The organism is Solemya velum gill symbiont (assembly GCF_002020255.1).
Lineage (GTDB): Bacteria > Pseudomonadota > Gammaproteobacteria > Chromatiales > Chromatiaceae.
The window spans coordinates 1-24,337 of sequence record NZ_MPQG01000006.1; the positions used below are offsets into that span (position 1 = coordinate 1).

At 51.1% G+C, this 24,337-nt stretch carries 16 protein-coding genes; 7 read left to right on the forward strand and 9 right to left on the reverse strand.

Translation table 11 applies throughout. The annotated features are described in order from the left end of the window. Positions 1 to 304: 304 nt before the first annotated feature. The 7 genes from BOW06_RS05810 to BOW06_RS05840 all read left to right on the forward strand — a co-directional run bounded on the left by BOW06_RS05810 (position 305) and on the right by BOW06_RS05840 (position 10,409). Positions 305 to 1,009 (forward strand): GntR family transcriptional regulator, encoded by a 705-nt coding sequence (locus BOW06_RS05810; protein ID WP_052131908.1) that lies wholly within the window; start codon positions 305 to 307, stop codon positions 1,007 to 1,009. Next, positions 1,002 to 1,895, forward strand: coding sequence for a methylisocitrate lyase (gene prpB / locus BOW06_RS05815; protein ID WP_078454502.1), 894 nt, complete (start codon positions 1,002 to 1,004; stop codon positions 1,893 to 1,895). Before BOW06_RS05810 ends, prpB begins: the two co-directional genes overlap by 8 nt. Positions 1,896 to 1,937: 42 nt before the next feature. Further along, positions 1,938 to 3,083 carry a bifunctional 2-methylcitrate synthase/citrate synthase gene (prpC, locus tag BOW06_RS05820; RefSeq protein WP_078452882.1) on the forward strand — a complete coding sequence of 382 codons (1,146 nt, stop codon included), beginning with the start codon at positions 1,938 to 1,940 and terminating at the stop codon, positions 3,081 to 3,083. Between the two features lie 123 nt (positions 3,084 to 3,206). Continuing rightward, positions 3,207 to 5,801 carry a Fe/S-dependent 2-methylisocitrate dehydratase AcnD gene (gene acnD, locus BOW06_RS05825; protein ID WP_043115174.1) on the forward strand — a complete coding sequence of 865 codons (2,595 nt, stop codon included), beginning with the start codon at positions 3,207 to 3,209 and terminating at the stop codon, positions 5,799 to 5,801. Positions 5,802 to 5,813: 12 nt separating this feature from the next. Further along, entirely contained in the window at positions 5,814 to 6,992 is a 1,179-nt protein-coding gene (gene prpF / locus BOW06_RS05830) for a 2-methylaconitate cis-trans isomerase PrpF (RefSeq protein ID WP_043115176.1), read from the forward strand. A gap of 385 nt (positions 6,993 to 7,377) precedes the next feature. After that, a complete protein-coding gene (locus tag BOW06_RS05835) occupies positions 7,378 to 8,523 on the forward strand; it encodes an FIST signal transduction protein (protein WP_043115177.1) in 1,146 nt (381 codons plus the stop codon). Continuing rightward, the gene (locus BOW06_RS05840; RefSeq protein ID WP_179115124.1) at positions 8,523 to 10,409 is read left to right on the forward strand and encodes a putative bifunctional diguanylate cyclase/phosphodiesterase; all 1,887 of its coding nucleotides are present in this window, start codon (positions 8,523 to 8,525) and stop codon (positions 10,407 to 10,409) included. The genes BOW06_RS05835 and BOW06_RS05840 overlap by 1 nt, the downstream gene beginning before the upstream one ends. Positions 10,410 to 10,438: 29 nt before the next feature. Here the strand turns inward: BOW06_RS05840 and BOW06_RS05845 are convergent, their stop codons facing one another. The 9 genes from BOW06_RS05845 to BOW06_RS05885 all read right to left on the reverse strand — a co-directional run bounded on the left by BOW06_RS05845 (position 10,439) and on the right by BOW06_RS05885 (position 24,322). Then, positions 10,439 to 10,894 (reverse strand): type IV pilin protein, encoded by a 456-nt coding sequence (locus BOW06_RS05845; protein WP_078454503.1) that lies wholly within the window; start codon positions 10,892 to 10,894, stop codon positions 10,439 to 10,441. Continuing rightward, positions 10,884 to 13,964: a pilus assembly protein gene (locus BOW06_RS05850; protein WP_179115123.1), complete on the reverse strand. Its 3,081-nt coding sequence runs from the start codon at positions 13,962 to 13,964 to the stop codon at positions 10,884 to 10,886. Before BOW06_RS05850 ends, BOW06_RS05845 begins: the two co-directional genes overlap by 11 nt. A 10-nt stretch (positions 13,965 to 13,974) precedes the next feature. Further along, entirely contained in the window at positions 13,975 to 14,442 is a 468-nt protein-coding gene (locus BOW06_RS05855) for a pilus assembly PilX family protein (RefSeq protein WP_043115181.1), read from the reverse strand. Between the two features lie 15 nt (positions 14,443 to 14,457). Next, positions 14,458 to 15,240 (reverse strand): PilW family protein, encoded by a 783-nt coding sequence (locus BOW06_RS05860; RefSeq protein WP_043115182.1) that lies wholly within the window; start codon positions 15,238 to 15,240, stop codon positions 14,458 to 14,460. 10 nt (positions 15,241 to 15,250) lie between these two features. Next, positions 15,251 to 15,823: a type IV pilus modification protein PilV gene (pilV, locus tag BOW06_RS05865; protein ID WP_078452877.1), complete on the reverse strand. Its 573-nt coding sequence runs from the start codon at positions 15,821 to 15,823 to the stop codon at positions 15,251 to 15,253. Then, the gene (locus BOW06_RS05870; protein ID WP_043115183.1) at positions 15,810 to 16,376 is read right to left on the reverse strand and encodes a GspH/FimT family pseudopilin; all 567 of its coding nucleotides are present in this window, start codon (positions 16,374 to 16,376) and stop codon (positions 15,810 to 15,812) included. The genes pilV and BOW06_RS05870 overlap by 14 nt, the downstream gene beginning before the upstream one ends. 332 nt (positions 16,377 to 16,708) lie before the next feature. Beyond that, positions 16,709 to 18,229 (reverse strand): fumarate hydratase, encoded by a 1,521-nt coding sequence (locus BOW06_RS05875; RefSeq protein WP_043115184.1) that lies wholly within the window; start codon positions 18,227 to 18,229, stop codon positions 16,709 to 16,711. 109 nt (positions 18,230 to 18,338) lie between these two features. Continuing rightward, the gene (locus BOW06_RS05880; RefSeq protein ID WP_078452874.1) at positions 18,339 to 21,680 is read right to left on the reverse strand and encodes a UvrD-helicase domain-containing protein; all 3,342 of its coding nucleotides are present in this window, start codon (positions 21,678 to 21,680) and stop codon (positions 18,339 to 18,341) included. Next, entirely contained in the window at positions 21,677 to 24,322 is a 2,646-nt protein-coding gene (locus tag BOW06_RS05885; RefSeq protein WP_143555767.1) for a PD-(D/E)XK nuclease family protein, read from the reverse strand. Before BOW06_RS05885 ends, BOW06_RS05880 begins: the two co-directional genes overlap by 4 nt. Between the last annotated feature and the right edge of the window lie 15 nt (positions 24,323 to 24,337).

Here is a 24,337-nt window from a genome sequence, read left to right on the forward strand (position 1 = left end):
TCTTGGCATTAAAACGCCCAATCAAGTATTTTTCGGGATTAACCCATCCGTTGCACTAGTGAGTTGAATCCGCGTATGCTATTTTTCACAAAAAAGATAATTAGCAATTGCTGAAAGATTAATATTGATAACTTATTGATTTACTGTGTTTTTGTTTCGATTGTTTTCGTGCCGCATGAAAACTGGCAGTGAAATGTATAAATAATATACAGCCTAGGGCCATATTGTTGACAATCAGGCGTGAATGGGCTTTAATTAACTCGATTTCCAGCCAATACACATAGAATTGTCAACAAAAGGCGAAATGGAACAGGCGAAAAAAGAGACCATCAGCACGTTGGATACCGGCAGTAGTCGTACGCTGGCAGACCGGGTATGCCATCAGCTGAAGGACGACATCATCACAGGACGGCTTTCTCAGGGATCCAAAATTGTGGAAGAGGATCTGGCGCGTGAGCATGGCGTAAGCCGTGGGCCGTTACGTGAAGCGATTCGTCGTCTTGAAGCGATGCACCTGGTACAGCGTATTCCTCATGCCGGGGCGCGTGTTGTTACCCTCAGCGAGAAAATGATGTCAGATGTCTACTCGGTGCGTGAAGCACTGGAAGGCATGTCGACACGTCTTGCAGCTGAATTCATCAAGCCGAAGGAAGTCGATGAACTCTGGTTGTTGCTTGAGCAGCACGAAAAGAACATTGATGAAACTGAAGGCACGGTCTATTTTCAGCGTGAGGGCGATGTGGATTTTCATATCCGCATTGCACAGGCGAGTCAGAATCAACTGTTGGTTAAATCTCTCAGTAGTGAGTTGTACCAGCTGATTCGTATGTGTCGCTACCGTACTGCAAAAGCTCCATCACGTCCTACCAAGGCACTTGGTGAACATCGCCAGATTGTTGACGCCATCTCCAGGCGAGATGGTGAATTGGCGGAAATCCTTATGCGCCGGCACATTAGTGGTGCCTGGCAGATCGCCAGAGAATTGCTACTCAAGGACTATCATGACTGATACAAATTTAACCCCTGGTGCGAAACTGCGTCGTGCCGTTGAAGAGGACAATCCGCTGCAGGTTGTTGGCGCGGTGAACGCTTACAGTGCCATCATGGCCGAAAAAGTTGGCCACAAGGCAATCTACCTTTCAGGCGGCGGTGTTGCAGCTTGCTCAATGGGCATTCCTGATCTTGGTATTACAACCATGAAAGATGTCCTTGAAGACGTTAATCGCATTACGGATGCTTCCTCGTTGCCACTGCTGGTTGACGTTGATGCCGGTTGGGGCGGAGCTTTCAATATCGCACGCTGTACACGCGAGATGATCCGATCAGGTACAGCTGGTATGCACATCGAGGACCAGGTCATGCAGAAGCGTTGTGGTCATCGTCCCAACAAGGCAATCGTCACACAGGAAGAGATGGTCGATCGCGTCAAGGCGGCTGTCGATGCGAAGAGTGATGAGAGTTTTGTTGTCATGGCACGTACAGATGCCCTTGCTGTTGAAGGCATGGAGTCAGCTGTTGAACGCGCGATTGCCTGCGTTGAAGCCGGTGCCGACATGATTTTTCCTGAAGCGATTAATACGCTTGAACAGTACAAGGAATTCACCAGTGCTGTGAATGTTCCGGTGCTGGCAAATATCACCGAATTTGGTGCAACCCCCTTGTTTACTACAGAGGAACTGGCTTCAGCCGGCGTCAAGCTGGCGCTTTATCCACTCAGTGCTTTCCGCGCCATGAGCCTGGCTGCACTGAAGGTTTACCAAGAGCTGCTCAGTACCGGAACACAGCAAGGTGTTGTCGATACCATGCAGACTCGCATGGAGCTTTATGATTTTCTCGACTATCACAGTTACGAGCACAAGCTTGATCAGCTTTTCGCGGAACAGAAAGAGGAGTGACTCAGAGTCACTCGCGGATAACAGAATCTAAGGAGAATATTGATGACTGAACAGGTACTTCCAAAAGCAAAAAAGTCAGTTGCGCTGTCAGGTACTGCGGCAGGTAACACGGCTGTCTGTACTGTCGGCCGTACTGGTAACGACCTGCATTATCGCGGCTATGACATTCTCGATTTTGCTGACAAGGCTGAATTCGAGGAGATCGCATATCTGCTGGTTCACGGTGAATTGCCGAACAAGGCACAGCTGGCGACCTACAAGGCGAAGCTGAAATCACTGCGTGGTATCCCGCAAGCGGTCAAGCAGGCGCTTGAGGCGCTGCCGGCATCGTCACACCCGATGGATGTTTTGCGTACTGCCTGCTCGGTGCTAGGCAGTTGTGTGCCTGAGAAAGAAGAGATGCCTGCGGCTGAAGCACGCGACATTATCGATCGCATGATGGCCAGCTTTGGATCCATGCTGCTTTATTGGTATCACTTTGCCGTTAATGGCAAGCGTATCGATGTAGAGACTGATGACGATTCAATCGGCGGCCACTTCCTGCACCTGTTGCATGGTGAAAAGCCGTCGGCAGAGTGGGTTCGTGCCATGCACACCTCGCTTAATCTCTATGCTGAACATGAATTCAATGCATCAACATTTACTGCGCGCGTTGTTGCCGGTACCAATTCAGATATGTACTCCGCGATCACAGGTGCGATCGGTGCATTGCGTGGACCCAAGCACGGTGGTGCCAACGAGGCAGCATTCCGTATCCAGAGCCGTTACTCCAATGCTGACCAGGCCGAGGCGGATATCCGTGAGCGTGTTGCAAACAAGGAGATCGTTATCGGTTTTGGTCATCCTGTATACACCATTGCTGATCCGCGTAACGAGGTGATCAAGCGCGTTGCAAAAGAGCTCTCCGAGAGCAACGGCGATACCACCATGTTCTCGGTTGCAGATCGTCTCGAGAGTGTCATGCTGGAGATCAAGAAAATGTTCCCCAACCTGGACTGGTTCTCAGCTGTCTCTTACAACCAGATGGGTGTACCGACCGACATGTTCACACCACTGTTCGTTATTTCACGTGTTACTGGCTGGGGCGCGCATGTGATCGAGCAGCGCGAGGATGGCAAGATCATTCGCCCAAGCGCCAATTATGTTGGCCCCGAGAGCCGTGACTGGGTACCGCTCGAAGCGCGCTGAGTTACAGGTTCAAAAAGCGTTCAGGTTGCTTGCTGGCAGTGCATGGTCGATTGATCCGACCCATTGATGGATATGCGCTGACTGCAGGCGGCTGACTTATTCAGGAATTAGAGAACTGCATTCATGACTAACACGAATTATCGTAAAACCCTGCCGGGTACCACGCTGGATTATTTCGATACACGTTCTGCTGTTGATTCGATTAAACCCGGTTCCTATGAGAGCCTGCCATATACCTCGCGGATACTGGCAGAACAGCTCGTGCGTCGTTGCGATCCCACCATGCTTGAAGATTCTCTCAAGCAACTTATCGAGCGTAAACGTGATCTGGATTTTCCATGGTATCCGGCGCGCGTGGTTTGTCATGACATTCTCGGTCAAACTGCGCTGGTTGACCTGGCTGGACTGCGAGATGCAATTGCCGACCAGGGAGGTGACCCGGCAAAGGTCAACCCGGTTGTTCCTACCCAGTTGATTGTCGACCACTCCCTGGCAGTGGAACACGGTGGTTTTGATCCGGATGCGTTCGAGAAGAACCGTGCCATTGAAGATCGCCGCAACGAAGACCGCTTCCACTTTATCGAGTGGACCAAAACTGCGTTCGAGAATGTCGATGTCATCCCTGCCGGAAACGGCATCATGCACCAGATCAATCTCGAGAAGATGTCACCGGTTGTTCAGTCACGTGAGGGTGTAGCCTTTCCTGATACCTGTGTTGGTACAGACAGCCACACTCCGCACATCGACTGCCTGGGTGTAATCGCAATCGGTGTTGGCGGCCTTGAAGCCGAGACAGTCATGCTTGGTCGACCATCGATGATGCGACTGCCGGAGATTGTCGGAGTGAAATTGACAGGTAAGCGCCAGCCCGGTATCACTGCTACCGATATAGTACTGGCCCTGACCGAGTTTCTGCGTCAGCAGAAGGTTGTTTCTGCCTACCTTGAGTTCTTTGGCGAGGGTACTGCGGACCTGACCATTGGTGACCGTGCAACAATTTCCAACATGACTCCCGAGTTTGGTGCCTCAGCCGGCATGTTCTACATTGATAAGCAGACGATCGATTATCTCAAGCTGACCGGGCGCGATGCCGAGCAGGTGGCGTTGGTAGAGAATTATGCAAAGACCACAGGTCTGTGGGGTGATGATCTTTCAGAAGCTGAATATGAGCGTGTGCTGGAATTCGATCTCTCCACTGTCGGACGCAACATGGCGGGTCCATCCAATCCGCATCGTCGTCTGCCGACCACGGATCTTGCCGAGCGTGGTATTGCATCTGAGTGGGAAGAGAAAACAGGTGAGATGCCGGACGGTGCAGTCATTATTGCGGCAATTACCTCCTGTACCAATACTTCCAATCCTCGTAACGTGGTTGCGGCAGCGCTGCTTGCACGTAAGGCAAATGAACTGGGCCTGGTACGCAAGCCCTGGGTGAAATCCTCTTTTGCACCCGGATCGAAAGTCGCCAGGTTGTACCTGGAAGAGGCTGGTTTGTTACCTGAACTCGAAAAACTGGGCTTCGGTATCGTCGCATATGCTTGTACTACCTGTAACGGTATGAGTGGTGCACTCGATCCGAAAATTCAGCAGGAGATTATCGATCGCGATCTGTATGCCACTGCTGTACTCTCGGGTAACCGAAACTTTGATGGTCGTATCCACCCGTATGCCAAGCAGGCTTTCCTCGCTTCACCACCGTTGGTAGTTGCCTATGCGATTGCAGGTACAGTACGTTTTGATATCGAGAAGGATGTACTGGGTACCGACAGCAATGGCAACCCGGTGACCCTGAAGGATATCTGGCCAAGCGATGAAGAGATCGATGCAATAGTCAATGCATACGTCAAGCCGGAACAATTCCACCAGGTTTACGATCCGATGTTTGACCTCGGTGCACGTGAACAGGCTGAAAGCCCGCTTTACGACTGGCGTCCACAAAGTACCTATATCCGCCGTCCGCCATACTGGGAAGGTGCGCTAGCCGGTAAACGTACCCTCAAGGGTATGCGTCCACTGGCTGTGCTCGGAGACAACATTACAACCGATCACCTGTCGCCCTCCAACGCCATCATGGCGAGCAGTGCTGCAGGTGAATACCTCGCAAAGATGGGTTTGCCGGAAGAGGACTTTAACTCCTACGCAACGCACCGTGGTGATCACCTGACTGCACAGCGTGCAACCTTTGCCAATCCTAAACTGCTCAATGAAATGTGCTGTGATGACAGTGGTGAAATTATCCAGGGTTCTCTCGCACGTATCGAGCCGGAAGGCGAGCAGGTGCGGATGTGGGAAGCAATCGAAACCTACATGCAGCGCAAGCAGCCTCTCTGTATTGTTGCCGGCGCTGACTATGGCCAGGGTTCTTCACGCGACTGGGCAGCCAAGGGTGTGCGCCTGGCCGGTGTTGAAGCGATAGTTGCCGAGGGCTTTGAACGCATACACCGTACTAACCTGGTTGGCATGGGTGTACTGCCGCTGGAGTTTAAAGATGGTGAGACGCGTGAGACCTACAAAATCGATGGCACTGAAACCTTCGACGTAGTCGGCGAACCAAGTCCGCGTGCAGAGTTACTCGTGAAGATGCATCGTAGCAACAGTGAGACAGTCGAGATTCCGGTCACCTGTCGTCTTGATACCGCTGAAGAGGTTTCCGTGTACGAGGCGGGTGGTGTGCTGCAGCGTTTTGCACAGGATTTTCTTGCCTCAAGTGCAAACTAGGGAGAAGAGAGCATGGCTCATGTAGCGCAGATAAAGATCCCGGCCACCTATATGCGTGGTGGAACCAGCAAGGGTGTTTTTTTTAATCTTGGAGATCTGCCTGAAGCAGCACAAGTGCCAGGTGAGGCACGTGACAAACTGTTACTGCGTGTAATTGGCAGCCCCGATCCTTATGGTAAGCAAACTGATGGTATGGGTGGTGCAACATCCAGTACCAGCAAAACAGTCATTCTGGCCAAAAGCGAAAAGGCAGATCATGATGTCGATTACCTGTTTGGCCAGGTCTCTATCGACAAGCCATTTGTCGACTGGAGTGGCAACTGTGGCAACCTGACTGCGGCGGTTGGTTCATTTGCGATTTCCAGTGGCCTTGTTGATGCGGAACGTGTTCCTGACAATGGCACTGCAGTTGTACGCATATGGCAGAAGAATATCGAGAAGACGATTGTTGCACATGTGCCGATCACTAACGGCATGGTGCAGGAGACCGGTGACTTTGAACTCGACGGTGTGACTTTTCCGGCAGCTGAAGTAGAGGTGGAGTTCATTAGTCCCGTAGATCCATCTGAAGCGATGTTTCCTACCGGTAACCTGGTCGATGACCTCGAGGTGCCGGGCATCGGAACCTTTAAAGCGACCATGATTAATGCAGGTATCCCGACCGTATTCCTTAATGCCGGTGACATCGGTTATACAGGTACGGAACTGCAGGAAGTGATCAATGGCGATCCGGCGGTACTCGAACGCTTTGAAACGATTCGTGCATACGGTGCGGTACATATGGGCCTGATCGAAAACATTGAAGAAGCAGCTGCTCGTCAACACACGCCGAAAGTTGCATTCGTCGCAAATCCGCAAGACTACGTCTCTTCCAGTGGCAAGCAGGTCAATACGACAGATATCGATCTGAATGTCCGCGCACTTTCAATGGGCAAATTGCACCATGCCATGATGGGTACAGCTGCCGTAGCGATTGGCACTGCTGCGGCGATCCCGGGTACTCTTGTAAACCAGGCAGCCGGTGGTGGAGAACGTAGCAGTGTCACATTCGGTCACCCCTCCGGCACTCTGAAAGTCGGTGCACAAGCGAGCCAGAATGAGGGTGACTGGACTGTCGATAAAGTGGTGATGAGCAGAAGTGCCCGTGTGCTCATGGAAGGGTGGGTTCGCATACCCGGTGATGCGTTTTAATGATATGCAGGTGACATGACTCTATCGCGTAAATCGAGATGAGAGTGTCTCGTTGGGACAAGCGATAAAGGATAGTAACAAGAGCGGTGGGAAGACTCCCCGCTTTTTTTATGTCAGAAAAATTATCGATTAGATCAGAAAAAACGTTTCAAATATGCTGAGAATCGTGGCAGAAAGTGATATATATATCTATAAGTTTTAATCCGGACTTGAAACTTGTGGCGGTAGACGTGATTAAGGAGAGAGATCGACAATAAAAAACAGGATAATACCGCTGCCTGTTTGAAGGATGAGAGCCACCAATCAATGTTGAGACTCTTTCAGGGGTATCAGTCAGAATCGGGCAAATTCTCATCTCGTATGAATGCAATCGGAGAGTTGACTCATGGAATTTAGCCTGCATAGATACACTGTCGAAGAGAAGTGGGATCACCCATTAGATAGTGCGATGGATTCCCCCCAGACACTCATTGTCGTATTTGTAACTGCCCGCCCTGAGGAAGAGTTATGCTCTGAACTTGCCGGGATTCATGTCAGCTTTCCCAATTCTGTTGTCGTCGGCTGCTCCTCATCTGGTGAGATATATGGTGAGGTGTTATCAGACGATAGTATTATCGCTGCAGTCATTCACTTTGCCGATACCCGCCTCAAGTTGGTTCATTCTGAAATAACTGACGCCGAACACTCTTTCGATGTAGGGACGAGCGTGGCCGAACAACTGCTGGCGCCTGATTTAGCAGCTGTTTTTACCCTGACTGATGGTCTGAAGGTGAATGGTTCTGCATATGTGGAGGGCTTGAATCACATATTACCTGACGATGTGATCATAACTGGAGGATTGGCAGGTGACTGTGATCGATTTGAGCGAACGTGGCTTTTATACGACGGGAAGTGTAAAACCGGCAGAGTAGTGGCAGTGGGGCTTTATGGTGATGCAGTCAGAGTTGCTCACGGTTCTCGCGGCGGCTGGGATCTGCTTGGACCTGACCGCGAGGTGACTTACTCGGTGGGTAATGTGCTCTATACAATGGATAATCAGCCCGCCCTGGAAGTTTACAAGAAGTACCTTGGAGAGAGAGCTGAAGACTTGCCCGCAACAGGCCTTCTGTTTCCCCTTGCCATTCGCAATGAAAATGATGACGATCATGATACGGTTCGTACTATTCTGGCGGTTGATGAGCAGAAGCAGTCTATAATTTTTGCTGGCGATATTCCTGAAGGTAGTCACGTCAAATTGATGCGGGCCAATTTCGATCGCCTTGTTGATGGTGCCGCTGAAGCAGCCGAACAACTGGACATGACTGGTTATGAAAATGGCCCGGCGATATGCCTTGCCATCAGTTGTGTCGGCAGGCGCCTTGTTCTGGGTCCCCGTGTTGAAGAAGAACTTGAGGCGGTGAAAGAGGTATTGCCTGCCGGGGCAGGGGTCATTGGTTACTACTCCTACGGAGAAATTTCGCCGTTGGCCAGTGGCCGTTGTGATTTGCACAACCAGACCATGACTCTTACCCTGATATGGGAAAAGGCCTGATGCACCGACTACTCTCACGTCAACTACGCAAGCTGGATTTAACTGGCAGTAGCCTGCCGGGTGATGTGCGGTGGGAAGCGCTTTTGCAGTCTATTTCGGATACCTATCAGCAGGCCGATGATGATCGCTATCTGCTTGAACGTTCCCTGCAAACTTCTTCAGATGAACTACAGGAGATGTTTCAGGCGCAGAAGGCGACTGCCGATGGTCGACTTCGTGCACTGATTAATACATTGCCTGATTTGGTGTTTTTGCTGGATGAGGATGGTCGTTATGTCGATATTATTTCCGGGGATGAGCATGAACTGGTACAGCCATCCATGGAACTCAAGGGGAAATTGCTGGCAGATGTCATGTCATCTGAACAGGCTTCATTTTTCATGGATGTCATCCACCGTGCCCTGGAAACCAATACACTCCAAGTGGTGGAATATGAGCTAGCTGTGCAAGCAGGAAAGCGAATCTTCGAAGGTCGTGTTATATCGACTGGTCTGAAAGTGAATGATCGAAAGGCGGTTTTATTTCTTGCAAGAGATGTGACCGAGTTGACCAAGGCGCGTAACAAACTCGAACACCTGGCCACCCATGACACTTTGACCGGGTTGCCTAACAGGGTATTGCTGGAAAACCGGCTGTGCCAGGCGGTGTCGAGAACAAAGAGAACCGGGAAAAAAGTTGCTGTCATACTTATGGACCTTGACCGCTTCAAGCATGTTAATGACAGCCTTGGGCATACCGTCGGAGATGAACTTCTCAAGGAAGTCTCTCATCGTCTGAAAATCAGCTGCCGTGCCGAGGATACAGTATTCCGCTTTGGTGGTGACGAGTTCGTGATTATTCTTGAGGATCTGGAGAGTGCTCATCACGCAGGACAGGCAGCCAAGCATTTTCTCGATGCTTTTAATGACCCTTTAAGGCTCACCGAAATGGAACTTCAGATAAGCGTGAGTATTGGTATTGCTGTTGTGCCAGATGACGGCGAGGAAGCAGATATCTTACTGCGATACGCTGATAGTGCCATGTATATGGCCAAGGAAGCCGGACGCAACCAGTACAGTTTTTTCACCCCGGAACTTGCAGACAACTCTGCGAACTACCTGGCACTGGAAGCCAGTCTGCGCAAAGCCATTTCAGAGCATGAACTGGTTCTTCGTTACCAGCCCCAATACAGTCTGGAGGATGATGCTCTGATAGGGCTTGAGGCGCTGGTTCGCTGGCCGACGGCTGCGCCCGAGTTCCGCAATCCGAATAGCTTTATTCCGATGGCCGAGATAACAGGGCTCATAGAAGCCATGGGAATCTGGGTGATAGAGGAGGCATGCAGGCAGGCAACAACTTGGCTGAAGAGAAATCTTCATTTTGGCCGTATCGCAATTAATCTATCCAGTCGTCAGCTAAACAATGCATCACTGGTGAATGAGGTAAAAGATATTCTCGCTCGCTACGAGCTGCCCGGCAGTCTCCTGGAGTTCGAGATTACCGAAAGCATGGTTTTACACGAAGGCGGCGCTATTTACAGTAACCTTGATACTTTCTCCAGTATGGGTATAGACCTCTCAATTGACGATTTCGGTACAGGTCATTCCTCCCTGGTTAACCTGAAACGGTTACCCCTTAATCGACTCAAAATTGACCGCTCGTTCGTTGATGGTTTAGGTGAAGACCCGAACGATGAGGCAATCACAGGTGCCAGTATCGCACTTGCAAAACAACTGGGTTACAAGGTGGTGGCTGAAGGAGTGGAGACTGAAAAGCAGGCTGAGTTTCTTCGCCAACACAAATGTGATTTTGTACAGGGATACCTCTACGCAAAACCTATGCTAAGTGACGAAGTAGAAGAGTTGTTGATTCAGAATCACCCTGCATTCGGCAAGATATCCCGCTAATCCGGCTGTGCAGGTTCCCGATCTGCTTTTCAGTCATCCCATCCAGTTTGGTAACTTCCACTATTTTTCTTTTTCATTTCTTTGCTGCCGCTTGAATGAAGGCGAATAATATTAAAACGGTCATTTGCCTGGTTACCTAGTGGAATAGCCTTAAGAAGGAAACAGCGGCTTAGGGGGCATGCTGCAGTTGCCGCTTCAACATTCAGCCTGTAATAACCCTCTGCGGTTGTTGCCGACACGCTATTGGCATATCCCAGGTTGGTCATGTTGACCGTATAAGTTGCATTGGCTGCATAATATATTTCCTGGCGATGCGCCAGGTCCATCAATTCACTCTGGGCATCGAGACGACGTGATTTCAGTACGAACTGGCTATAGTCCGGATAGGCAACGCTTGCGAGAATGGCAATCACGACGATGGTGATCAGAAGCTCGATCAGTGAGAAGCCACTGTTTCCATCCTGGTGTCCGGCTTTAGTCGACATTGATGACTTCCTCCCACCACAGGGGGACGGGCCTGTATGTGGAGGAGACAGGTATATCGAGTCCAGCACCTACAAATAGCTTGTTCACAGGGGTGGTTACAGTTTCCCCATTCTCTTCTGTTTCAGTTTCGCCGACAAAAAAGATTGAAGGTGCTGGTGGGAGTCCAGCGACATTTAGTTCAACTGACCGATCAGCTGTTGAGAGGTCGGATGTGTCGTTATCGAAGTGCCTGATAACAGCTCCTGCAGTGCGGAGATTCAGGGCGAACAAGCGGCTTGTGAACGTGAGGTCGGACGGATCGCAAACCCCTGCTGCCGGGGTGATACGTCCTGAAAAAGTGGTGAAATAGAGATTGTGATTGTAGAGAAGAGCACGACTCGCACTCATCTCTCTTTCGGCAAGATCAATATACCAGCCGCTTGTGTTAGACAAGAGATTATGTGCGCCTTGCTGTTCCTCGGTTGTGCCTGACTGAGTCAAGTTAGTGGTGGCATCATAAAGTGTATGGCAATTATTTATGTCCCCACACAGGGATGTATTTTCAACAATAGGCTGTGGTGGAGTGTATACATCTCCTGTACGTTGTGGCGACCATGGGTAGTAATCCTTGATCATATAGAAACGATTCTGCACTGAGTGATCCATAGGGTCAGGACGATCGCCACTTCCTGCCAGCAGGGCGTAGAAGCGTTCATTGCCGGACGCATAGTAGCCAACTTCCGGGCTGGTGAAAAAGCGCCTGTTGCTGTTAGCAGTGCCGCCATTGAGATCGGCCAGGATGTACCCATTGATTTGATGCGCATCATCGGAATCAGTGTAGAAGTCAATGCGGATAATACGACCACCTGTATCAGCAAGGTAAATCCGGTCCCAGATACCATCATCATCCACATCTACCGGGCGTGCATCTGCTGCGATAGAGTTTGTCATATTGGTCAATCTTAGAGAGGCTCCGGCTTTTGATGAGGCCCACCAGAGTCGCTCACCACTCTCTGCATCGACAATATAAAGTGCATTACCTATGTCGTCAGCAACTCTTGCACCATTGACGACGTCCTGATCCGGATCATAACCACCACTGAAAAGAATCACCTCACGCTCCACGCCACTGATGATGATTTTCCCTGAATCAGGTTTTGCCCAGGTCTGGCCTAGCTGCCTGAAATTTCCCTCACCACCGATAATTTCCCACTTGAATTCCGGGCTTTCAGGATCAGTGATATCGAGAGCATAATAATTTCTACCCCCTCTGCGCATGCCGAATATTGCCGTGACCGATTCACTGCCATTGATCAGGTTGTCACCATTCGTGTCATCGTGAAGAATCTCGAGATGACCATCAAGGCCATAGATACGCTCAGCGGTTAATTTAGTATCATCCGGATTATCGACCTGGTACTTGATTGTTTTGATGTTTTCCAGCAACTCTTTCGGCATGTATGCCCAGAGCTCTTCACCAGATGCAGGATCGATTGCAGATAATACTCCCTCGGATGTGGTGATCAATAGTATCGATTGAGAAGTGCCCAGTCTGTCCTGGTAATTGAGGAGGGCAGGTGCAGTATGCAGTGGGGCGCCCATAAATCCGTGGCCAGTACTGATCCATTTGAGCAACGCAGTCACCTCAGATGATTTGGTTACGCCCAGCATCCCATTGAGAATATCAGGATGAGCCTCTCTTGCTACGAAGTCATATAACCTGTGGTCGATTAATGTGTCTGGTGTCGAACCGTTCTTGTTTATATAGGTGTAGAGATTGCGACTGCCTGTTCGTTTGGATGCGCTTCCACCAGCCAGTGGGTTGTTACCATCGGGGGTATCACTCCAGAAACTCCTGGCATCGTCGACAAAGCTATTATCAACGTTCAGGGCAGATGCATCATTGGCGTCAACCAGCTGAAAATCACCCGTAGTTGTGATTTTGAATTCATATTTTTTCAGGTTGCCGAACCAGAAAGGGTTAACCGCAGGTTTGAATACTGGCAGGTAAAGACTGTTCTGGCTGACTGCGATATTCGATGGATCAAACGGAATGGTCGGCGTGTTAATGCTTGTATCAACGACTGCTTTAGCATCGTGAACAAGGCTTTGCAGTACCTCTGTCAACTCATCTGCATTGTCAGCCGTGAAGAAATCTCCTCCCCCCTTTTCTGCAATATAAGCGAGAAAAGTATTCGCCAGTGGTGTTGTGTGGAAGCCGATCGTATGTGTTGTGACAAACTGTGTACCATCCATTGATGGATTCAAGTCTGCATTATGTGCATATTCGACAAAATCGGGACTGCAACGACCATCCTGGGGTGTTTCAGTTGCTTCGAATGCGTGTCCGGTTGTTTTATCACTCCATTCGCATTCAGGGCTGTAGTTGTCGGGCTCCCGGTCGTCCAGATCATTGTTGGTGTAACCCCAGCCATTCTTTTCAATTGAATTACTGTTCGGCGCACCATCACTTAACAGGACGATATGATTCGGCTGGCAGTGGTTGAGTATCGGGCTGGGAATGTTCTCCTGGGAACCATTATGCCTGGTCGCGTCAATGCCTTCTTTGTACCACTGTACGGCATCATGCAGGGCTGACGATGTGGGGGTCGACATATCATGTCCTAGTCTGGTAACTGCCCATTTTAGCGAGCCTCGACTATTACTTTCTTCCAGGTTAAGAAACTTGGTAAGAACCCTGATATCGGCCTTTAGGCAATTTCCACCTTCATCTTTTATTTGGCACGAGAGTGGATCGCTTCTGGAGACTTTCTTGCCTCTGAAACCCATAATCGCCATGTACAGATCATCGTCTGATTCATCGATAACTGTCCTCATGGCCTTCTTGACCTGGAATGTGCGCTGACTAGGCTGGTCGTCATTCAGGAAACAATCTTTAGGTGTGTTCGTTACAAGACACCTGTCGGTGTTGGGGCCAAATGCCATGCTGCCTGACTCGTCTATGATGAAAAGAACCCGTGCCTTGGCACTCACCGGGCTGGTGATATAGATGTCCAGGTCATCTGTTAACGCTGCATGGCTGAACAGAATCAGGATGGTTGTGAAACTTGTGGCGAATAACTTTTTCATCAGCTGGTTACTATTGATTCGGAATGATATAACCGATCCCCATCTTGTTGATTGCACGGGATGATGTACCGTCAACACGTCCTTCTGCTTCAAGTTCATATACCAGGATGTCAGAGTCGACCTGGTAACCGGAGATATCCTGCGTTGCTTTTTCAATATATGTAGCAGTCAGGTTGGCAGAAGTCGCAGGCTGACCGGTTACATGCGATGCAGAGAAGAAGTTACTGCTGGCCTTTGCTGCTCCCGGTGTGGTTGAGGCCGGAATGACATCATTGGGATTTTCTGTACCCAGAGCTCTCATCAGAGCATTTTCAGCAGCCTGGAAGGCAAGGTTTTTGTGTTGGTGATTGGCTGCGACACGTGTCTCGAAGATGCTTGCCTGCATGGCTGAAATACCTAGCATGCTGGTGATCAGGATCATAATCAGGACAACATAGAGTGCTACCCCTGTTTCCTTTCTATGGATGATTTTATTCATATCAACTCTCCTGATCTACTTTGCAATTGCATTCAGGTTGCGCAGGGCGATAGTGGTACCGGCGCGTCTGTAGAACTTGTTCCTGTCTGCAGGCGTGACTGTATTCGCACCGACCTGATAATAAGTTGGCTGTTGGGGCATGGATGAGATGCCCGGCCTGACACTACCCGAGCTTGCCAGTATTTCTGCACGAATCGTGACCACGCTGTTCCATTTATTGGCGGCAGTAACAGCAGCTGCAGTGGTATAACTGTTGGCGTAGCCATCTGAATCTGTATCAACACCATAGATAAACTCGAGGTGTTCGATGCCCTCAGCCAGGCTCTGCCTGGTACCGCTGCCATCTGTATCCAGGGTGGTGCAGTAAAGTTCACTCTGATTGTTAACGCTGGTCTGTACGTCAAGTCGGAGCCTGGCTGTTGAGTTATCTACGGGGCTGCCGCTGCAGGTGTAGCCACTACGGTAAGCTACAGTGACTCGACTGGAGCTTGTTGCTGTGCCATCAATAATGTATGGAGAGCCATCGTCGGCACCTGTAGATATAAAGACATCATCGCCTTTACCCACATTTCTGCCTGTCATAACCAGGAAGCGTCTCAGGTCGCTGGATGCAAAACGGGCATTCTCATTAGCAACAGAGAGTGCAAGGTGGAAGTGTGCAGCAGATTTACTGTCAAGATAGGCATGAATAGCAAAAATGGAAACCAGCAGTCCAATCAGCAGGCTGATCAACAGGCTGATAATTGATACGCCTTGTTGCCGGTCGGGCAGGGGAGAATGCGGGAACAGGTTTCTCATCAACCTGCCTTTATCCAATAGGTGCTGGTTTGAAAGGCATGACGACCCGGGAAGGTAATGCATCGCCGCTGGCTTGCCATTGCACATAAATACGACGCATGGCGCAGTTATTGGTCAGGCCTGTATCTGTTGTGTCATAAATGCACTGGACACTGAGCGTTCCACCGGGCAGATGGTTAATGCCATTGGCACAGCGTAACTGCCACATGTCAAAAATTGCCATCTGCGCAGGTGTACAGTCTGCGACGTTCGCTGACACGGTAGTGGTCGAGATGCTGCAATAGGCGGTTGGTGGTACAACACAGTTGGACTCGGTTGTAGTTACATAGCTGCCACCAATGGTTGTATCGTTGCCGTCATTGTCTTCAAGGGCAGGGAGATTGGAATACATTCTTTCAGACAACTCCATCGCGATATCTGTAGCAATTGCCCTGTAGTAGGCGCTATTGGAGTTGTTTTCTGCACGAATAATCATGCTGGAAGCGCCAAGAACGGCGAATGAGAGCAGTAGTACTGCAATCAGTACTTCGATCAGTCCGACTCCGGATTGATGTGATCTGTTCTCCTGGCTATTCATCTTCATACGCTGCAAGCGCTTCAATTCTGGGCCTGCCTGAACTTGAAAGAACCAGCTGCTGTTTATACTCTTTTTCTGTCTTGCCGGACGAGGCTGTGAAGGTTCCCAGCTGCCTCGCGCCACTGGTTGATTTTGTTCTGCCCGTGGCAACATAGGAGACGTAGTTTTGTAGCAGACTGTTTCCACTGATGGAAATACCTCCCGTGATACGCGTGTTGGCAATTAACTCTTCGCCATTGTCTATTTGGGCATTGGCGTTGCTGCTGTCGGTTGCATTGTCTGTAAAGACAATCCACCCCTGGCCCCAATCTCCGCTCGCTGTACATGTGGTTTTACCGTCATCTGTCGTTGTCGACTTGCACATGGTCACCCTGCTGTTGCGCTTGATCGCTTCACTGCGTGCAATCATCAGGTCGTGGTAGAGATTTTCAAGTGATGAGGTGATGCGATTCCGCTCGATCATTTTTGCGAAATTGGGAACAGCAAATGTTGCCAATATCACGAGCAGAACAAGCGCGATCAAGAGCTCAATTAGCGTGAAGCCAAGCATCTTTCTCATGACGTCGTCGGGACTCCTTTTCCAAACTTGTCGTATCATTCAGAGGCAAGTATATGTGGGAAATTATGAAAATGCTAACATTACAATAGGACTGTAAAGTATTGATAATACTAAAGAGTTAGGTGTTATTTATGGTCTGTTGATGAGCGGGAATGGGAAGTCAGAATCCGTTGTCTGATAATATTTCTTATTTTCCGAATAAAAATGTTGCACAGCAGCAAATTTCTGCTATTATTCATTTCAGAAGCTAATTCAACGTTTCTACTCCAACCACTCAGCAGAGTATTGGCGGCTAACACCTGGTGTCAGCCGCCGTTTTTTTTGCCCTGAATTTATTCAGCGATTGGCAGCTTGCCAATCTTGATACGCCACTCTTTTGGTCCGCTTTCGTGGACTGATTCACCATGGCTGTCGACTGCGACGGTGACAGGCATATCCTTGACCTCGAATTCACGAATTGCTTCCATGCCGAGATCTTCAAATGCGACCATGCGGGATGCCTTGATTGCCTTCGCCACAAGGTATGCAGCTCCACCGACAGCCATCAGGTAGGTGGCACCATGTTTTTTGATTGCCTCTCGCGCTGCAGGTCCACGTTCGGCTTTACCCACCATGCCGACAAGGCCTGTTTTACCGAGCATCATGTCGGTGTATTTATCCATGCGCGTCGAGGTGGTTGGTCCTGCGGGACCGACGACTTCATCACCAACCGGATCAACCGGGCCGACATAGTAGATAAAGCGGTTTTCGAAATCGACTCCATCAGGGAGTGGTTCCCCTTTGTCGAGCAGTTCCTGGATGCGCTTGTGTGCAGCATCGCGGCCGGTCAGCAGGTTACCGGAGAGCAGCAGGCGGTCACCCGGTTTCCAGTTGGCAATCTCTTCACGTGTGACCGTATCGATATTGACCGGAATGGATGCATCGTCTGCTTCGTAAGTAATATCAGGCCATACATCCATTGAAGGTGGTGTGAGTACGGCAGGGCCGCTTCCATCAAGGGTAAATTCCACATGACGTGTCGCCGCACAGTTTGGGATCAGTGCAACCGGCAGAGAGGCGGCATGGGTAGGGAAGTCGTTGATCTTGACATCCAGCACTGTTGTCAGGCCACCGAGACCCTGTGCGCCGATGCCGAGCGCATTCACCTTTTCGAACAGTTCAAGGCGCAGTTCTTCCTTGCGATTGGTAGGTCCGCGTGCCTGCAACTCGTGAATATCGATATGCTCCATGAGCGACTCTTTGGCCAGAATCATCGCTTTTTCAGCTGTACCGCCAACACCAATACCGAGCATGCCAGGTGGACACCAGCCGGCACCCAGGGTCGGGACAATATCCAGAACCCAGTCGACCAGCGAACTGCTCGGGTTGAGAACAGTGAAGCGTGCCTTGTTTTCAGAGCCACCACCCTTGGCGGCGAGTTTGATTTCAACCTTGTCGCCTGCAACGAGCTCGGTATGGACCACGGCAGGCGTATTGTCGCCGGTATTCTTGCGCGCGCCGAGCGGGTCGGCAACCATGGAAGCGCGCAGCACGTTATCCGGGTGGGAATAGGCTTTGCTGACAGCGGTATTGACCATCTCATCGACTGTCTGGTCTGTCTCCCAGCTGACATCCATTCCGATCTTGAGAAACACCACGACTCCACCAGTGTCCTGGCAGATTGGCCGGTGTCCCTCGGCGCACATACGCGAGTTAACGAGAATCTGTGTCATGGCATCTTTTGCGGCCGGGGACTCCTCGCGTTCCCATGCCTCCGTCAGCGAACGGATGTAATCTTCAGGGTGGTAGTAGGAGATGAACTGCAGGGCATCTGCAATGCTCTCGATAAAATCGTGCTTATTGATGGTTGTCATGCTGGTTATCCGTCATTCTGTTATTTTTGAATTCCGATTATCGCAATTATTGCATTGCAACAAAAGCCCCGAATTTTATCGAATCTGCTACTGACAGAGTATAGATCTGTTATTCAGGAGCGGGGATTTCTCGCCACGCATTCAGCATCGGGAAATAGAGCGCAAGTCGGGATGGCATGCCGTCCAGCTTCTTGAGCGCATGCCAGTAGCCGTACAGTTGATCGCGGTAACGTTCAATTTCACTCTCAAGGAAGGCGTCCACTGTGTCTGCCTCATGGTGAGAGCCACTCTTGTAGTCGATGATCCAGCGTTCGCCATTCTCATCCGTGAACAGCCTGTCGATGATCAGGTGCCTGATACCGTTCTCGTGCCTGACACTGATGCCGAATTCGCATGCAGCATCGGTGTGATCTTGCAGAATCCATTGTCCTCTCTGATCATCCAGGGTATTCAGCAGTGCTTTTTGCACCCGTTTGACAGCAGGTGCCGTGTCATGTGGTACGCAGCCGAGGCTGAGTAGCCAGTTTGTAATCAGTGAATCGGATGCCTTGATGCGCTCCTTGTTCCACTGCTCTACACCCTCGTTGGCAATCACTTCAAGCATGCCATGCACAACTGTACCGACATGGCGTGCAAGTTCACCAGCCCAGGTGAATTCTGGCATCTGCGCAATGAGAGTCGTGCTTGCTGGGGAGGGCAGCTGCGAAATCGCATCAGGCAAGCGTGCTTTCCAGTCAGCTGGCAATCGCTTGATATCCGGCGTTTGCCAGGCATCGATACTATTGTCATCATCATCTGCTGTGAGCTCTCCGAAATGCTGTTTCACGGCTGGCCACAAGGATGCAAGCAGTGATCCCCTGGTCGGATTCGGGATACCTGTTTTGGTATTTATTGTTGCATGGCCGAGCAGGTGCAAACGCCGTTTCGCACGCGTGGTTGCGACATAGAGCAGGCGCTGCTGCTCAAACGCATCACGTTGTGCATTGATTGAGCGGATATAACTGCTGGTCGGGCTTGTTGCATCACCTGTCGCTTCAATGTTTGTCATCAGCAGTGATTCGACACCATGCTCATCTCTGGTCTGCAGGTATTGCAACAACTCCTTGCTGGCATGTCTTGGGCCACGGCCAAGACCGGGAAGAATGATGCAGTCATACTCAAGCCCCTTGGATTTGTGCATTGTCAGGATTTCGACATGATCGCCTGCATCAGGATCTGCGGGTGCATAGAGTTCGTTGAGTGCTTCGTCAAACTGCTGCGGATCTTCAATACGTCCAGCTGATTCGAGTGACTCCAGGGTGGAAAAGAAGACCTCAACCGCGAGCAGATCACGACCACTCTGCAGGCTGTCGCGCCCACCCAATGCCAGCCATACAGCCTCTGTTGATTCGCGCAATGTGAGCCTGCCTGCATGTTGCAGAGAGGCTGAGATGATCGCGTTGAAACGTGTGAGTCGCTGTGTTCCGTCATCAGATAGCAGGCTGGTATCAATGCTCTCCAGGCATGGCCACAAGGGACCGCTCTCGATTGTATTGGCCAGCTGGTAGAGATCGCTGAGGAGTAGCCCACACCAGGGAGAACGCAGCAGGCTCATCCAGGCAACCCGGTCGCCGAAATGGTGAAGCGCGCGTACCAGTGAACAGAGATCACCGATTACCGGCAGGGTGTTAAGGCGTTCTGTCTCCGTCACCCGAAAGTCGATCGATGCAGCACGCAGGGCAGGGATGATGGCCTCGAGATGTGAGCGTGAGCGCACCAGGATGGCGATTTTCAATTCATCCGGTGTTGACTTGATGATGTCCACGACCTTCTGTGCTTCTTCCTGCTTTGATGCGCTGCTGGCCGGATGAACAGAGACTTCTCCGGCAAGTCCCTCTTCGACAAAACTGACTGAACTGCTGTAGGGAACCGCACCGAGGTTGCTGTCGGGCTGGGCAGGAAAGCAGGCAGGAAAGGCCTGGTTGACCCATTCGACGATATTGTGATGTGAACGAAAATTAACCTTCAGGGACAGTTGCTGCAGCTGAATATCACCAATGCCGTTGACACAGGCATCGAGATAGAGGCCGACATCGGCTTCACGGAAACGGTAGATTGACTGCATCGGGTCGCCAACACAGAAGAGTGTTCTGCCATCGTCAGGCTGCCAACCTGCTGTAAGTTTTTCAAGAAGCTGGTACTGGCCGTGGGAAGTGTCCTGGAATTCATCGACCAGCAGATGCTGGATGCGTTGGTCCAGCATCAGTGCGAGATCGGTTGGGTCGTCGCTATTGCCAAGCGCATCGTGGGCGCGAAGTGCAACTTCAATATGATCAACTTCACCACGTTCACCGAAGATGACTTTCAAGTGTGCGGTTGCAATTTTCAGCAGCTCTGCCAGGGCACTGAGCAGGTGCCAGTCGTCATCACTGTAGGATGCTGCCGGCAGTTTTCTGAGCTGAGTGATGGCATGCAAGAGTTCAGGTTGCTGTCTGATCTGATCAAGCAGTGCCATGAAGGTTTTTTTCTCTTCTTTGTAATCTGGCGGGAAGCCAATGGTGATAGTTGCCTGCTTTCTCAGGGTGTCGCCACTTTTAACCAGGACGAGTTCGGCAAGTGCCTGCCAACGGGAGATTTCGTCAGCAACCGGCAGGGGGGTGTCTGTCTGCTCCAGGTAGCAGCTCCAATCTTGTTGCGGTTTGTTGTTGGCCTGCAGTTGTTGTGCCGAGAAGTGAGCCTGTTCGACCAGCTGGGGAATGATGTTGTTCGTATCAGCTTTGACAAGTTGTTCAAGTGCATCAAGCACCAGTTTCTCAAGGGTCGATTCAAGCAGTTGTCTCTGTTGTTGATCCGTACCCGCTGCGATAAGGCGCAGCCACTGGTCACGCTTGCCAAGCATTCCTGCCAGCAGTTCCTCTACTTTATTGAAATTGTTGTCGAGGTGAATCAACAGTTCAGCAACAGTTTCAGACCACTCGTTCCTGCTCTCGATTTCGAGCAGTGTGTTACGCGCTGCTTCTCTGTAGAGTGGCATTGCCCTGTCAGTCGGGGAGAGTGCGCCACCGCTTTGTGACAGCATTGGCATCATGCGTACCAGCTGGGATGTCAGCGAGTCGATCGTCTGAATGCGCAGGCGCCCGGGATTGTTTCTCAGCTGCCAGCCCTCCTGCTCATCACGTTTTGATGCCTCGCGCGCGATCTTCCACAGCTGCTGTTCGTGATCCTGCTCAGGCATCTCGCCAGTTGCAAGCTTGAACGCATCCATGATGCGATTGCGCATCTCGGCTGCAGCCTTGCGCGTGAAGGTGATGGCGATAATCTCTTCCGGCTGTTGTGCAATTGCCAGAAGTTTGAGGTAACGCTGGATCAATAGCGTGGTTTTTCCGGAACCAGCCGGTGCCTGCACGATAAAAGAGCGACTTGTATCCAGAGCATCCCGGCGTTGCTCATGATCTGCAATCCGCTTGCTCATGACGCGTCCTCTTCTTCAAGAGAGAATCTCTCTGTATCCGCTTTGCGGCACAGTGAGTCGAGTTCACAATATCGGCAGGCCTGGGGTGAAGGTGTTGGATCGGCCCTGCCGTGTACGATTTCACTGGCGATATCATGCAGGGAGAATTTCCAGGTATCGAGTAGCGCTTGCCATTCTTCGACCTCTGCAGTTTTTGAGCCGAGCATGGACTTGTCTTCGGCAAGGCCTCGCATTTCGCATTTGCCGCTACGTACGTAGGCAAGCACAGCTGCACAGATTTCGTGTTTCGACTGGGTAGCATAGATCGGTAGCTGGGGTTCTCCCGGGCGTTCATTTTCCCAGCCCGGGTTGGCGTGCTGACTGCTCTTGTAATCAATTACGGCATTGCAGCCATTCTCGAGTTTATCGATACGGTCAATGCGGATGTTGAATGAGAGCCCGGCCAGTTGCGCCTGGTGCCTGGCTTCACACTCAATCACACTGAAAGGAGGGCGCTGCTTTTCCAGTTCGAGCCATTGTATTAGCAGCCGTTCAAGACGCTTTTGTTCAAGCTGTGCCATGCGCTTTCCGGCATGCAGATCAAGATTGTGTTTTCCAGCGGCGTGGGCAACGCTGGCAGTGACCATGTGTCGGCATGTCTCATCATCGCACTTATGCAGGCGCTTGCTGTTTTGCAGCTGTTTCCAGAGGATCTCAAGCGCATCGTGCAGCAGCGTGCCTTTCGTACCAGGATCAATCCCCGGTGCTGTTTCCTGTGGTTTTCTTGCATGCAAGCGGTGACGTGCAAAGGCCTGAAACGGGCATTGCGACTGGTCGCGAATCACTGCAACACCGCCATGGATAACATGCTCTCCAGCGGTATCGATTTTTGGTGCCTTGTTATCAGCCAGAGACTCCAGCTTTATGCTTTCAGTGTTCTGAAACAGCGGGTGCTGATATTTCACATCTGCAGCCAGAGGCAGGTCAGCCACAAGATTGCTTGGTAGCAGTTCACTTTCACCATCGATCTTTGCATGGCTGAAAATGACATGCGGAGCAGCGCAGCGCAGGCGTTCTGTTACTTTCTCAGCGATGTGCAGTTCACGTGCAGCGCTGCTGCGAGGCATCATCTGTTCGCGCTGTAATTGCAGTGGCAGCATCGGATTCGGTTTTGGCGCGGGAGGCCACTGGTCAAGCGTCATGCCCGTCACCCACAAGGCATCAAAATTCTGGCCACCTGCTTCCAGCAGTCCCATGACCTGGATTGGCGCATCACCTGCCTGGTGATGGAAGGGAGTTTCGCGTGCCATTTGAGTGAGTCGTTGCAGGGCATGCTGGCCACTGGCGGGTGGGCTAATCCGGTCAAGGCGACTGAAGCTGTCGAGTAATTGACTGAAACTTTCGCGTGCCAGGTATTCACGCTGGTTGAGAGTCTGTTCACCAGGCCATCCTGCGATTCCCAGAATGTCGACAAAGCGTTTCGCGAGAGCGGCGTGGGAAAGCTGTTTAGGATCACCCGGCAGCAATTTCAGTTGTTGCAGTCGTTCTGCAAGCCGATGGGTCTGCAACTCTTTTGCTGTCCAGTTTGAGAGTTGTTCCAGTGAACAATCGAGTATGCCGCGTTCCCGCAGTTGCAGATCAAGAGTTGCAAGGTGCATAGACTCGCTGTTGTATTCACCAAGGAATCGCGAATGCAGCAGGCGGGTGATGTCACTGCTGTTAAGGCGCCCGTAACAGAGTTGCAGCATCAGCAGGGCGTCCCTGATGATAGCCTGATCCGCAAGGGGCTGGCCGAGGGTGATATTGAAGAGCCGCTGTTGATCGGAATCATCCTGCACAATTCGTTCGGGGTGCAGGTGGTAACGGAAAATACGAGCGGCCTGTTTACTGCGCTGCTGCAGGTCAAGAATGACAACACCAATGCGTGCATCAGGATTGTTCTGCAGCTCGCGACTGGCCCACGCAGCAGCTGCCTCGACTTCCTGTTCAGGGGTGGCACAGGCAGTGATACAGGCTTTGCCCTCCTTGCCGATCTGTTTCAGTTCATACAGTTCGCAACCCCGGGTTTCCAGTTGTGTCAGGAAGGTGTGTTGCAGGGGCGTGTAGTCATCAAAACCGGCAAGGACCAGTTGTTCAGGAACGGCAATGTCATCATGAATGTATGCATCGAGGAGTAGTGCGGGAATACGGCTGTGGCTGATGACGCCGTTGTCATCACAGCGGCGTTTAAATGACTCCATCCACTCGAGCAGCAGGCGGGTCTCCGCTTGCCACATGAACTCTTCCAGCGAGGATCCGTCCAGTTGCCAGTCGTTCAGTGTTTGCCAGGCATTTGCAGCATTGGCTGCAGCAACAGTCGGCCGAAGCAGGATATGATCAGATGACTGTTTTTGATTCCAGTCAGCAGCGATCTCTTCCCACAGCAGTTTTTCCTGCAGCGCAGAGAGTGGCATTGCGGCTGTTTTGCCATTTGCAATCAATTGCTGGTATTGCTGCATCAGCCAGGCTTGCCATGGGAGCAGTTCAATACTCGCCCATGCGCTTGCTTCTTGCTGCGCAGCAAAATCTTGCTCAAGTTGGCGTGCCAGGCGTTTGTTGACTGTGATAACGCTCGTGCCGCGGCGCAGCATTTCGAACAATTCTGGCGAGTGGAGAGGTTTCAACAGGTTTCCTTGATC